An 11,699-nucleotide genomic window follows, 5' to 3' on the forward strand; every position below is an offset into this window, starting at 1 on the left:
GGTCCTGGGCGTCGAGGCGTTCCAGGAGGCGGAGCCAGACCGCCTGTTCCAGGTCGGCCGGTTCGGTCCCGGACGCATGGGCCTCGGCGGAGGCCTCCGCGGTGAGCAGCGGACCGAGGGCGGTGACCAGCTCGTGCGTCATATGCGCAACGACGCGGCCGCCGCGGACACGGTTGCCCGCGGCGGCCGTAGCTCACCCCAACCGGTGGGAGGGGCTTCAGTCGTTGACGAAGTCCTCGCGGGCCAGCAGGCCGGTGTCGGGGTGGTCGGTGAAGACGCCGTCGATGCCGGTGGCGAAGTACGCGCGGTAGGCGCCGAAGACGTCGCCGTAGGCGTCGGGGTCGGTGCCCTTGCGGAAGTCGGCGGGCAGGAACGGGTTCTCGTTGCGCAGGGTGTAGGGGTGCAGGATCAGGCCCGCGCGGTGGGCGTCGCGGACCAGGGTGGTCGGCTCGGTGAGGCGGCCGCTCGCGTCGCGCGGGATGACCAGGTCCAGCGTGGGGCCGATGCCCTGGGCGTAGGAGGCGATCTCCCTGAGCCCCTTGCGGGTGACGAGGTCGGCGACGGTGCGCGGGTCGCCGGACTCGACGAAGTCCCAGGGGCGGCTGGTCGCGCCGGACAGCAGGACGACGAGCGGGTTGTCCACGAGGGTGTTCAGGCGCTGGATGCTGGTCGGCTCGAAGGACTGGAGGATGACCGGGGCGTTCCGCTCGTCCTTGCCGTGCTTGCGCAGCACCTTGGCGACCCGCTCCTCCAGGCCGAGGCCCAGCTTGCGGAAGTAGGTGGGGTGCTTGAGCTCCGGGTAGATCCAGACCTGCTTGCCGCGCTCGCGGGTCTGCTCGTCCTGCCAGCGCAGCACCTCCTCGAAGGTGGGGATCTCCCAGCGGCCGTTGTAGAGGGTGTTGTGCGGGCGGTTGGCGGGGATGCGCTCGACGGCGCGCAGCCGCTTGAGCTCGGCGAGGGTGAAGTCCTCGGTGAACCAGCCGGTGACCGAGGCGCCGTCCAGGGTCTTGGTGGTCCTGCGGCCGGCGAACTCGGGGTGGTCGGCGACGTCGGTGGTGCCGCCGATCTCCGGCTCGTGGCGGCAGACCAGGTGGCCGTCCTTGGTGGGGACGAGGTCACCGGCCTCGACGACGTCCGCGCCCATGTCGAGGGCGAGCTGATAGGCGCCGAGGGTGTGCTCGGGCCGGTAACCGCTGGCTCCGCGGTGACCGATGATCGTCGGGACGGGCAGGCTCTTCAGGCCGCCGCGGCTGCTGCCGCGCGGGGCGTCGGCGGCTCTCGCCGTGCCGCTCAGCCCGAGGGCCGTACCGCCGGCGGCGAGCACTGCCGCGCCGAGGAGCGCCCGGCGCCCGGTACCGCCCGCCCGCTCGTTCGACTCACGCGTGTCCCGAGTGTCCCGAGTGTCCCGCGTCCCCATGAGCGCCCTCCTGCCGTCGGCTGGTTCAGTGCGGGCCGATCGTAGGTGTGTGCGGTTGACGGACGGGAGACCTTCGGGCGAACACACGGGTGGTGTCGCATGTCGTACGTCCGTCGTACGTCTGTCGTATTCCGCCGGGGATGTGACACCGCGTCGGGTTCGACCGGGTGAACCGGGGCACGCGCCCTGTATGCGGGTCCGGGCGAGTTCCGTCACAGCGTGGCGGCCGCGTTACGCCCCGGTCACCGTGGGCCACCGCAGGTGAACCCACGTCAAGAGTGAGTAAGACCTCGGTGAACCGCGTGAGCCCGATGTGCGCAATCCCCGGAGCCGCGAGTAATGTCCTCACCTGCACAGACTCATACGGCATCCATCGACGTCCGCTTCCCACCGGAGGGCCCGTTGTCCCGCTTCGCGCTCATCAAGGCAGTGCTCGGCCCGATCATGCGCCTGATGTTCCGCCCACAGGTGGAGGGCGCGGAGCACATCCCGGGCGACGGCCCGGTCATTCTGGCCGGCAACCATCTGACGTTCATCGACTCGATGATCCTCCCGCTGGTCTGCGACCGTCAGGTCTTCTTCATCGGCAAGGACGAGTACGTCACCGGCAAGGGGCTCAAGGGCCGGCTGATGGCCTGGTTCTTCACCGGCGTCGGCATGATCCCGGTCGACCGCGACGGCGGGCGGGGCGGTGTCGCGGCGCTGATGACCGGGCGCCGGGTGCTGGAGGAGGGCAAGGTCTTCGGCATCTACCCGGAGGGCACGCGGTCGCCCGACGGCCGCCTGTACCGGGGCCGTACCGGCATCGCGCGGCTGACGCTGATGACGGGGGCGCCGGTGGTGCCGTTCGCGATGATCGGTACGGACAAGCTGCAGCCGGGCGGGGCGGGGTTGCCGCGGCCGGGGCGGGTGACGGTGCGGTTCGGTGAGGCGATGGAGTTCTCCCGTTATGACGGGATGGACCGGGACCGCTATGTGCTGCGGGCGGTGACTGACTCCGTGATGGCCGAGGTGATGCGGTTGTCCGGGCAGGAGTATGTGGACATGTACGCGAGTAAGGCGAAGGCTGCGTAGCAGTCTGTGGGGGGCGCTGGGGAAGTACGGCGGCTGCGGGTGTGATGTGGCTTGTCGCGCAGTTCCCCGCGCCCCTTTGGTTAGCTGCTGAGCCGTTGGCCTCGTAGGAGCACCCACGATGCGACTGCCGCCAGGAGCAGGACCGTCGCGCCTACGCCTGCTGCCAGGGTCAGGCCGTCCACGAAGGATTCGCGGGCCGCGTTGAGCATCGTCTCCGCTGTGTCCGTCGGCATTCTGGTCGCCGCCTCTACCGCGCCGCCCAGGGACTCGTGGGCCTGGGGCGGGGTGCCTGTCGGGCCCGTGAAGTCGCGGTAGACGCCTGTCACGATGGAGCCCAGGACGGCGATGCCCAGGGCCGCGCCCAACTCGTACGCGGTCTCGGAGACTGCGGATGCCGCCCCGGCCTGTTCCTTCGGGACGCTGGAGAGGATCACGTCGGCGGTGACGGTGAAGGAGAAGCCGGCGCCGATGCCGACGACCAGGAGGGCCGCGCCGAGCAGGGGGTAGCCGGTGGACTGGCCGATCACCGTGAGCGCGGCCAGGGACAGGCCGACCGCGGCGAGTCCGCCGGAGACGACCGAGCGCACCGAGAAGCGGCGGGCGGCCTTGCCCGCGACCAGACCGGCGGCCACCGCGCCGATCGCGGCGGGCAGTTCGGCCAGGCCCGCCTCGAACGGGCGCCTGCCCTGGACGAGTTGCAGGTACTGGGAGAGGAAGAAGACCAGGCCGGAGAGGCCGAGGATGGTCAGCAGGTCCGCGAGGACGGCTCCGCTGAAGCCGCGGTGACGGAACAGCCGCATGTCCAGCAGGGGTGCGGGGAGCGTGAGCTGACGGCGTACGAAGCCGTACAGGGCGCCCGCGCCGAGCAGGGCGGCGGCCAGGGTGGCCCAGGCGAAGCCGTGCGTGGCGGCTTCCTTCACCGCGTACACGAGCGCGACCATGCCGATCAGCGACAGGACGACGCTGAGCAGGTCCCAGGGTCCCGGGCTGGGGTTCTTCGACTCGGGGAGCATCTTGATGCCGACGACGACCAGGACGGCCATGACCGGCAGGTTGATCAGGAAGACCGAGCCCCACCAGAAGTGTTCGAGCAGGAAGCCGCCGAGGATCGGCCCGATGGCGGTGCCCGCCGAGGCGGTGGCGCCCCAGATGCCGACGGCGAGGCTGCGCTCGCGCGGGTCGTGGAAGAGGTTGCGGATCAGGGCGAGCGTGGCCGGCATCAGCGTCGCGCCGGCGACACCGAGCAGGGCGCGCGCCAGGATCATCAGCTCGGGCGTGGTGGCGTACGCGTTCAGGACGGAGATCGCGCCGAACGCGGTGGCGCCGTAGAGCAGGATCCGCTTGCGGCCGATGCGGTCGCCGAGGCTGCCCATGGAGACCAGCAGACTGGCGATGACGAACGAGTAGACGTCGCCGATCCACAGCAGCTGGGTGCCGGTGGGCTGGAGGTCCTCACTGATGTACGGCGTGGCGAGGCCGAGGACGGTCGCGTCGACGGCCACCAGCAGCACGGCGAGCACGAGCACGCCGAGCGCGAGCCACCGTCCGGGCCGCTTCACCGCCTCGGTGTCGTCCACCGGCCGCAGGGTGCTGGTCATGATTCCTTCCTCTGTGATGCGTCGTTCTGGCGTCGGGTGCCGCCGAGCAGCAGCTCCACGACCATGTGGGTGAAGTCCTTCGGGGCCACGCGGCCCTCGGCCACCGCCCAGGCGGCGGAGGCGAGCAGTCCGTAGAGCGCCTCGGTGAGCCAGGCCGGGGTGAGGTCGATGCGGAACTCGCCGCTCTCCTGGCCGCGCCGGAACAGGGCGGCGATGCGTTCGTCGATCCTGGCCCAGCCCGCGTTCTGCTCCTCGCCCTCGAACAGCTGGTTCTCGGTGTAGAGGAAGGCGAGCAGGCCGGCCTGCGGTTCGATCGCGGCGACGAGGCGGCGTACGGCGTCCTCGGCGGGGCCCTCCTCCGTGCGGGCCGCCTCCAGGACGGCCTCGCACTCGGCGATGCCCAGCGCCTCCAGCGCCCGTACGAGCGCGTCGCGCCCGGCGAAGTGCCGGTGCAGGGTGGCGCGGCTGATCCCGGCGGCCTTGGCGACCTCGTCCATGGTCGCGGTGGATTTGCGGGTCAGCAGGGCCGCGGCGGAGCGCAGCACGTGGTCACGATCGACAGCCATGAGACGAGGATAGCGCACGTGAGACATGAATGTCTCACCGCGGGCGGGCGTGTCTCAGGGCGGTGGTGCTGGGTGCTCTGGTTTTCTCAGTGCCAGGGCAGGCGGCCGCGGTGCTCCCAGTACGCCTGCGGGTCCTCGGTCAGGGTGGCGAGGCGGGCCAGGTGGTCATCGGTGAGGTCGACGGCCGGGGCGTGCAGGTTGGAGGCGAGCTGGAGGGTGGTCGCCGCGCCGGAGAGGACGACCCCGGCCCATGGCTGGCGCAGGATGTGGGCGAGGGCGACGGCGTCGCAGCCCAGGCCGGTCTCGGTGGCGATGTCCCGCAGCACCTGCGGGGCGTGCGGGCCGGCCAGGCGGCCGTTGGCCATGCCCTCCTTGACGATCACCGTGAGTCCGGCGTCGTGCGCCTCGGCGAGGGCGGGGGCGGCGGAGGTCTCCAGGGCGTTGTACGTCGACTGGACCGTACGGAAGAGCGGCTCGCCGTCGACGGTCACCGCGAGGGCGGCGCGGACGGCGTCGGCCTGGGCGGGGCCGCTGGTGGAGAAGCCGATGGTGAGGCCGTCGGCTGCCGCCTGAGCGAGCCGGGCGTGCAGGTCCTTGTCGGTGAGGGCGGGGCTGTCCGGGGTCACCGAGTGGATCTGGTACAGGTCGAGCCGGTCGCCGAGCAGGGCGTCGGTCTCCGCGCGCTGGCGTTCGTACGTCGCGAGGGAGTGGTCCTTGATCTCGTGGTGCTCGGCGTCGGTGGACCAGTCGGCGGTGTAGGTGTAGCCCCATTTGCTGCCGATGACCACGTCGTCGATGCCGGGGTTGTTCTTGAGCCAATCGGCGAGGAACTCCTCGGAGCGGCCGTAGGAGCGGGCGACGTCGACGTAGCGGACGCCTTGGGCGTAGGCGGCGTCGAGGAGTTCGTGGGTGCGGGTGCGCAGCGTTTCGACGCTGCGGTCTTCTCCCAGGTCTTGCTCTCGGCCGAGGTTGATGTAGCCGGGGCGGCCGACTGCGGCGAGGCCGAGGCCGATGTGGCAGGTGGGGGTGGTTGCGGTGGCCAGGCGGGCGAAGGGCATCGCGGCTCCGTTCGGTCGGCTCCCTTCCGGGTGTCGACCAACGTAACCCGCGATGACCTTCGCGTCAGAGTTCGGGTTGTGCGGTGCGTCGGGCGGCTGCGGGTGCTCTGTGGTTGCTCGCGCAGTTCCCCGCGCCCCTAGGTGAGCTGTCGTGCCGTTGCCCAAGCGTGCTGGTTGGCTACATCCGCTTTCAGCTCGGCCAGCTGGATCGCGACCGCGCTCGGGGCCGTGCCTCCCCTGCCGTTGCGGGAGGCGAGGGCGCCGGGGACGTTGAGGACCGTGCGGACCTCGGGGGTGAGGTGGGCGGAGATCTTGGCGAACTGCTCGTCGGTCAGGTCGTCCAGTTCCTTGCCCTCGGCCTCGGCGACCTTGACGCACTCGCCGGCGACCTCGTGGGCGACGCGGAAGGGGACGCCCTGCTTGACCAGCCACTCGGCGATGTCGGTGGCGAGGGAGAAGCCGGCCGGGGCCAGTTCCTCCATGCGCTCGCGGTGCACGGTGAGGGTGGCCATCATGCCGGTGAAGGCGGGCAGCAGGATCTCCAGCTGGTCGATGGAGTCGAAGACCGGCTCCTTGTCCTCCTGGAGGTCGCGGTTGTACGCGAGCGGGAGGGCCTTGAGGGTGGCCATGAGGCCGGTGAGGTTGCCGATGAGGCGGCCGGACTTGCCGCGAGCGAGCTCGGCGATGTCAGGGTTCTTCTTCTGCGGCATGATCGACGAGCCGGTGGAGAAGGCATCGTGCAGGGTCACGAAGGAGAACTCCTTCGTGTTCCAGATGATGATCTCCTCGGCGATCCGGGAGACGTTCACCCCGATCATCGCGGTGATGAAGGCGAACTCGGCGACGAAGTCACGGGAGGCCGTGCCGTCGATGGAGTTGGCCGCGCTGCCGTGCTCGAAGCCGAGGTCCTTCGCCACCGCCTCGGGGTCCAGGCCCAGCGAGGAGCCCGCGAGGGCGCCGGAGCCGTACGGCGAGACGGCCGTGCGCTCGTCCCACTGGCGCAGCCGCTCGGCGTCCCGGGACAGGGACTGGACGTGGGCGAGGACGTGGTGGGCGAAGAGGACGGGCTGGGCGTGCTGGAGGTGGGTGCGGCCGGGCATGGCCACGTCCGGGTGGGCCTCGGCGAGGCTGATCAGCGCGTCCTGGAGGTCGGCGATCAGGCCGCCGATGACGCGGGCGTGGTCCCGCAGGTACATGCGGAAGAGGGTCGCGACCTGGTCGTTGCGGGACCGGCCGGCGCGCAGCTTGCCGCCGAGGTCGGGGCCGAGGCGCTCCAGGAGGCCGCGCTCCAGGGCGGTGTGGACGTCCTCGTCGGCGATGGTGCCGGTGAAGGCGCCGGAGGCCACGTCCGCTTCGAGCTGGTCGAGGCCCTCGATCATGCGCGTCAGCTCGTCCTCGGTGAGCAGCCCCGCCTTGTGCAGCACGCGCGCGTGCGCACGGGACCCGGCGATGTCGTACGGCGCGAGCCGCCAGTCGAAGTGGACCGACGCGGACAGCTTGGCCAGGGCCTCGGCGGGCCCGTCGGCGAAACGGCCACCCCACAGCCGTACGTCACCGCTGTTACTGCTCACTTAGCTGCACTCCTCAAGAATGGTGGTGAAAAGCGCCCCGATAGGGGCGCGGGGCTGTGCCCGATATGCGGCTCCGCCGCGCGGGCGCGAGCAACCACACACGGCCCGCACCGTTCCACCGCGCCCCACCACGAAAGCCCTCAGCCGAGATCCCGCTTCGCCGCAATCTTCGCCGACAGGCTGTAGATGTCGATGAACCCCTTCGCCGCGGCCTGGTCGAACGTGTCGCCCGTGTCGTACGTCGCCAGGTTGAAGTCGTACAGCGACGACTCCGACCGCCGGCCGGTGACGACCGCGCGACCGCCGTGCAGCGTCATCCGGATGTCACCGGTGACGTGCTGGTTCGCCTCGTCAACGAAGCCGTCCAGGGCGCGCTTGAGCGGCGAGAACCACAGGCCGTCGTAGACGAGTTCGCTCCAGCGCTGCTCGACCTGCCGCTTGTAGCGGGCGAGTTCGCGCTCGACGGTGACGTTCTCCAGCTCCTGGTGGGCGGTGATCAGGGCGATCGCGCCGGGGGCCTCGTAGACCTCGCGGGACTTGATGCCGACGAGACGGTCCTCGACCATGTCGATCCGGCCGATGCCCTGCGCGCCGGCCCGCTCGTTGAGCTGCTGGATGGCCTGCAGGACGGTGACGGGCTTGCCGTCGATGGCGACCGGGACGCCCCCCTTGAAGGAGATGATCACCTCGTCGGGCTCGCGCTCGACGGCCGGGTTCTGGGTGTACTCGTAGATGTCCTCGATCGGGGCGTTCCAGATGTCCTCGAGGAAGCCGGTCTCGATGGCCCGGCCGAAGACGTTCTGGTCGATGGAGTACGGGGACTTCTTGGTGGTCGCGATCGGCAGGCCCTTCTCCTCGCAGAAGGCGATGGCCTTGTCGCGGGTCATGGCGTAGTCGCGGACCGGGGCGATGCACTTGAGGTCGGGGGCGAGGGCGACGATGCCGGCCTCGAAGCGGACCTGGTCGTTGCCCTTGCCGGTGCAGCCGTGGGCGACGGTGCTGGCGCCGTGCTTCTGGGCGGCGGCGACGAGGTGCTTGACGATCGTCGGCCGGGAGAGGGCGGAGACCAGGGGGTAGCGGTCCATGTAGAGGGCGTTGGCCTTGATCGCCGGGAGGCAGTACTCCTCGGCGAACTCGTCCTTGGCGTCCGCGACCTCGGCCTCGACGGCACCGCAGGCGAGCGCGCGCTTGCGGATGACGTCCAGGTCCTCGCCGCCCTGGCCGACGTCGACCGCAACGGCGATGACCTCGGCGCCCGTCTCCTCGGCGATCCAGCCGATGGCGACGGAGGTGTCCAGACCGCCTGAGTAGGCGAGTACGACGCGCTCGGTCACGGGTTTCTCCTCACAGTGCATTCGCTGACATGCATGAGTATGCAGGAGTCCGCATGATTCGTCAATCTGCGATCCGGGGGTGTCTCAATTCCTTAGACAGTCGAACGATTGACGGCCATAATCGTTAGTCATGGGAAAGACTTATGAGCGCATCGAAGGCCGCCTGAGGACCTTCATCGAGGAGCAGCCGGTCTTCTTCACGGCCACCGCTCCCCTGTCCGCCGACGGCACCGTCAACCTCTCCCCCAAGGGCCTCAAGGGTTCCCTCACGGTCCTCGACGACCTCACCGTCGCCTATCTCGACTTCGCCGGCTCCAACGCGGAGACCGTCGCCCATCTACGGGAGAACGGCCGCATCACCCTGATGTGGTGCGCGTTCCAGGGGCCGCCGAACATCGTGCGCGTCCACGGGCGCGGAGAGCCGGTGTTCCGGGACGACCCGCGCTTCCCTGAGCTGCTCGCGCGCTTCCCCGGCATCGATCCGGGCGCCCACGGGCTGCGGGCGATCATCGTCGTGACCGCCGAGCTGATCCGGGACACCTGTGGGTACGCCGTGCCCTTCATGGCGTACGAGGCGGACCGGGATCTGCACGGCAAGCGGTTCGCGCGCGAGGACGACGCATCGCTGAACGCCTACTTCACCAAGAAGGAGCACGTGGCGACCAGCCTGGACGGACTACCCGGGCTGCCGTTGCCGCTGCCCCCGTCTACGGTCTGAGCCATGCGCCCAGGTGTCGTGCCCACCGCCGTCCTCGCCTGCCTGTCGCTGCTCGTGCTCGGTGCCGGGCGGTCGTCCTCGCCGCTGCCGGAGCGCATGGCGGACACCGGGGGCGGCTCCCAGCTGATCACCGCGGTGGCGGCGGGGGCCGGTTCGACGAGCGGCACGGTCACCTGGTGGAACCGCACGGACGGTCGCTGGGTGGCCGCCGGCAGCGCGCCGGCCCGTTTCGGGGCGAAGGGGCTCGTGGAGGGGGCCGCACGGCGGCAGGGCACGAACACGACACCGACCGGGCTGTACGGGCTGCCGTACGCCTTCGGCATCGAGGCGGCGCCCCGCGGGACGGCGTACCGGTACCGTCCCGTGCGGGCGGACTCCTGGTGGTGCCAGGACGGCGACTCCCGCGCCTACAACCGGTGGACCGAGCCCCGGGCGGCCGACTGCCGTGCCGCCGAGGCCGAGCATCTGATCACGTACCGCAGGCAGTACGCCCACGCCCTCGTCGTCGACTTCAACTACCACCGTCCGGTACGCGGCCGGGGCGCGGGCATCTTCCTGCATGTCAACGGGCGTGGGGCGACGGCGGGCTGCGTGTCCGTGCCGAAGGACGCGATGCGCAGGATCCTGCGCTGGGCGGACCCGGACCGCGCTCCGCACCTCGCGATCGGCACCGAGGGCGGGCGCACGGCGATCACCCGGTACTGAACGGCAGTACGGACCGGATTTCCCTCTGAACACTCCCGCGTCACGGCACGTATCTGTGGGCCAAGGGTCAAGTCCCCACGGAGGAACCGTGACCACCACGCTCGCCGGCGGCCGTGCCGCCCGCCGCCAGACGATGCGCCGCATCCGTCCGCGCCGCTCCCCTGCCGTCCCCCTGCTGCTCGCCGTGGGCGCGGGCGCGGTGGCCGTGCTGTGGTTGTGGTGGACCAACACCCCGTCCATCGCGGACACCACCGGGAAGATCGTCGCCGCGGGCCGGATCACCGGTCTGCTGGCCGGCTATCTGATGGCCCTGGTGGTGCTGCAGATGGCCCGCGTGCCCGCGCTGGAACGCCGGGTGGGCTCGGACCGGGTCGCGCGCTGGCACGCGATGAGCGGCCGCTACACCGTCTGCCTGGTCATCGCCCATGTCTTCCTGATCATGTGGGGCTACGCGCTCCAGGCGGGCAAGTCACTCGGCGACATCGTCCAGCAGACCATCACCTCCATCAACACGCTGCCCGACATGGGCAAGGCCGCCATCGGCACCGGTCTGCTGTTCGTGATCGCCTTCATCTCCATCGGCCCGATCCGCCGCCGGCTGCCGTACGACGGCTGGTACCACGTGCACCTGCTGACCTACGCGGCGGTGTATCTGACGTTCTGGCACCAGATCACCACCGGCAACGAGTTCGCCGTCGAGCCGTCCGCGAAGACCTTCTGGTACGGGCTCTACGGCGCGGTGACCGCGCTGGTGCTGTGGTACCGGATCATCACCCCGATCCGGCTGAACCTGCGGCACCGGATGCGGGTCGAGGCGGTCATCGAGGAGACGCCGGGCATCGTGTCGGTGCTGATCCGCGGGCGCAAGCTGCACCGGATCGGCGCGGAGGCCGGGCAGTTCTTCCGCTGGCGGTTCCTCGCGCCGGGCATGCGCTTCAGCTCCCACCCGTACTCGCTGTCGGCGGCGCCCCGCCCCGATCTGCTGCGGATCACCGTCAAGGCGATCGGCGACCACAGCTCCCGGCTGCGCGAGCTGGAGCCCGGCACCCGGGTGTGGGCGGAGGGCCCCTACGGGGCGCTCACCGCCCAGCGCCGCAGCCGCGGCAAGGTGCTGCTGGTGGCGGGCGGGGTCGGCATCACCCCGATGCGGGCGCTGTTCGAGACGCTGCCCGGCGCCTCCGGCGACATCACCCTGCTGTACCGGGCCAACAGCACACAGGACCTCGCCCTGTGGGGCGAGCTGGCGAAGATCGCCGACGAGCGCGGGGCGCGGCTGATGTACGCGGTGAACAGCCCCGACGGGGAGCGGCCGGACATCTCGGCGGAGAGTCTGCAGCGCAAGATCCCGGACGTCGACAAGCACGACGTGTTCATGTGCGGGCCACCCGGCTTCGCCCAGCAGGTGTACGAGGCGCTGCGCGGCGCGGGTGTCCCCGCACGCCGGATCCACCACGAGTCGTTCGAGATGTGAGCGACGGCCGTCCCCGCCCCCTCCCCCACCTCCCCCTCCCACCCTGTTCAGCACCCATTTCAGGAGCTCGAGAAGCGATGAGGAAGAGTCATCCCGTGCGGCGTGCCGTGCTCGCCACCGCCGCCACGGTCTCCGGGATCGTGCTGCTGCTGTCGCTGAAGCCGGCGTCCGACCCGGGCGCGGCCGA

General features: G+C 70.6%; 10 protein-coding genes and 1 pseudogene. 4 read left to right on the plus strand and 7 right to left on the minus strand.

Translation table 11 applies throughout. From position 1 onward, the window contains the following. Together N4P33_RS25740 and N4P33_RS25745 are read right to left on the minus strand one after the other, a co-directional pair. Positions 1 to 142 (minus strand): annotated as a pseudogene (locus N4P33_RS25740) (sigma-70 family RNA polymerase sigma factor); the annotation flags it as partial. 75 nt (positions 143 to 217) lie between these two features. Then, a complete protein-coding gene (locus tag N4P33_RS25745) occupies positions 218 to 1,417 on the minus strand; it encodes a glycerophosphodiester phosphodiesterase (protein ID WP_260829131.1) in 1,200 nt (399 codons plus the stop codon). Between the two features lie 402 nt (positions 1,418 to 1,819). Here N4P33_RS25745 and N4P33_RS25750 point away from each other — a divergent pair, with 402 nt between their 5' ends. Beyond that, positions 1,820 to 2,491: a 1-acyl-sn-glycerol-3-phosphate acyltransferase gene (locus N4P33_RS25750; protein WP_260829132.1), complete on the plus strand. Its 672-nt coding sequence runs from the start codon at positions 1,820 to 1,822 to the stop codon at positions 2,489 to 2,491. 80 nt (positions 2,492 to 2,571) lie between these two features. Here N4P33_RS25750 and N4P33_RS25755 read toward each other — a convergent pair whose 3' ends face one another. The 5 genes from N4P33_RS25755 to N4P33_RS25775 form a co-directional block, all read right to left on the minus strand. Beyond that, the gene (locus N4P33_RS25755; RefSeq protein WP_260829133.1) at positions 2,572 to 4,089 is read right to left on the minus strand and encodes an MFS transporter; all 1,518 of its coding nucleotides are present in this window, start codon (positions 4,087 to 4,089) and stop codon (positions 2,572 to 2,574) included. Continuing rightward, positions 4,086 to 4,655 carry a TetR/AcrR family transcriptional regulator gene (locus N4P33_RS25760; RefSeq protein ID WP_260829134.1) on the minus strand — a complete coding sequence of 190 codons (570 nt, stop codon included), beginning with the start codon at positions 4,653 to 4,655 and terminating at the stop codon, positions 4,086 to 4,088. Before N4P33_RS25760 ends, N4P33_RS25755 begins: the two co-directional genes overlap by 4 nt. Before the next feature lie 86 nt (positions 4,656 to 4,741). Then, positions 4,742 to 5,713, minus strand: coding sequence for an aldo/keto reductase (locus tag N4P33_RS25765; RefSeq protein WP_260829135.1), 972 nt, complete (start codon positions 5,711 to 5,713; stop codon positions 4,742 to 4,744). Between the two features lie 137 nt (positions 5,714 to 5,850). Next, positions 5,851 to 7,284: an argininosuccinate lyase gene (gene argH, locus N4P33_RS25770; protein ID WP_260829136.1), complete on the minus strand. Its 1,434-nt coding sequence runs from the start codon at positions 7,282 to 7,284 to the stop codon at positions 5,851 to 5,853. Positions 7,285 to 7,424: 140 nt separating this feature from the next. Further along, a complete protein-coding gene (locus tag N4P33_RS25775; RefSeq protein ID WP_260829137.1) occupies positions 7,425 to 8,618 on the minus strand; it encodes an argininosuccinate synthase in 1,194 nt (397 codons plus the stop codon). Between the two features lie 130 nt (positions 8,619 to 8,748). On the opposite strand from N4P33_RS25775, the gene N4P33_RS25780 reads away from it, so the two are divergent. The 3 genes from N4P33_RS25780 to N4P33_RS25790 all read left to right on the plus strand — a co-directional run bounded on the left by N4P33_RS25780 (position 8,749) and on the right by N4P33_RS25790 (position 11,512). After that, the gene (locus tag N4P33_RS25780) at positions 8,749 to 9,336 is read left to right on the plus strand and encodes a pyridoxamine 5'-phosphate oxidase family protein (protein ID WP_260829138.1); all 588 of its coding nucleotides are present in this window, start codon (positions 8,749 to 8,751) and stop codon (positions 9,334 to 9,336) included. Positions 9,337 to 9,339: 3 nt separating this feature from the next. Continuing rightward, complete coding sequence (locus tag N4P33_RS25785; protein WP_260829139.1) at positions 9,340 to 10,041, plus strand: L,D-transpeptidase; 702 nt, start codon at positions 9,340 to 9,342, stop codon at positions 10,039 to 10,041. An 88-nt stretch (positions 10,042 to 10,129) separates the two neighbouring features. After that, on the plus strand, positions 10,130 to 11,512 hold the full coding sequence (locus tag N4P33_RS25790; RefSeq protein ID WP_260829140.1) for a ferredoxin reductase family protein: 1,383 nt from the start codon (positions 10,130 to 10,132) through the stop codon (positions 11,510 to 11,512). Positions 11,513 to 11,699: the final 187 nt, after the last annotated feature.

This window comes from Streptomyces sp. 15-116A (genome assembly GCF_025290915.1).
Taxonomy (GTDB): Bacteria; Actinomycetota; Actinomycetes; order Streptomycetales; family Streptomycetaceae; genus Streptomyces.

What these genes read in the sequence shown, in the direction of transcription:
- N4P33_RS25745 (WP_260829131.1), bottom strand. Translation starts at nt 1,417, where the DNA reads ATGGGGACGCGGGACACTCGGGACACTCGGGACACGCGTGAGTCGAAC.
- N4P33_RS25755 (WP_260829133.1), bottom strand. Translation starts at nt 4,089, where the DNA reads ATGACCAGCACCCTGCGGCCGGTGGACGACACCGAGGCGGTGAAGCGG.
- N4P33_RS25760 (WP_260829134.1), bottom strand. Translation starts at nt 4,655, where the DNA reads ATGGCTGTCGATCGTGACCACGTGCTGCGCTCCGCCGCGGCCCTGCTG.
- N4P33_RS25765 (WP_260829135.1), bottom strand. Translation starts at nt 5,713, where the DNA reads ATGCCCTTCGCCCGCCTGGCCACCGCAACCACCCCCACCTGCCACATC.
- N4P33_RS25780 (WP_260829138.1), top strand. Translation starts at nt 8,749, where the DNA reads ATGGGAAAGACTTATGAGCGCATCGAAGGCCGCCTGAGGACCTTCATC.
- N4P33_RS25785 (WP_260829139.1), top strand. Translation starts at nt 9,340, where the DNA reads ATGCGCCCAGGTGTCGTGCCCACCGCCGTCCTCGCCTGCCTGTCGCTG.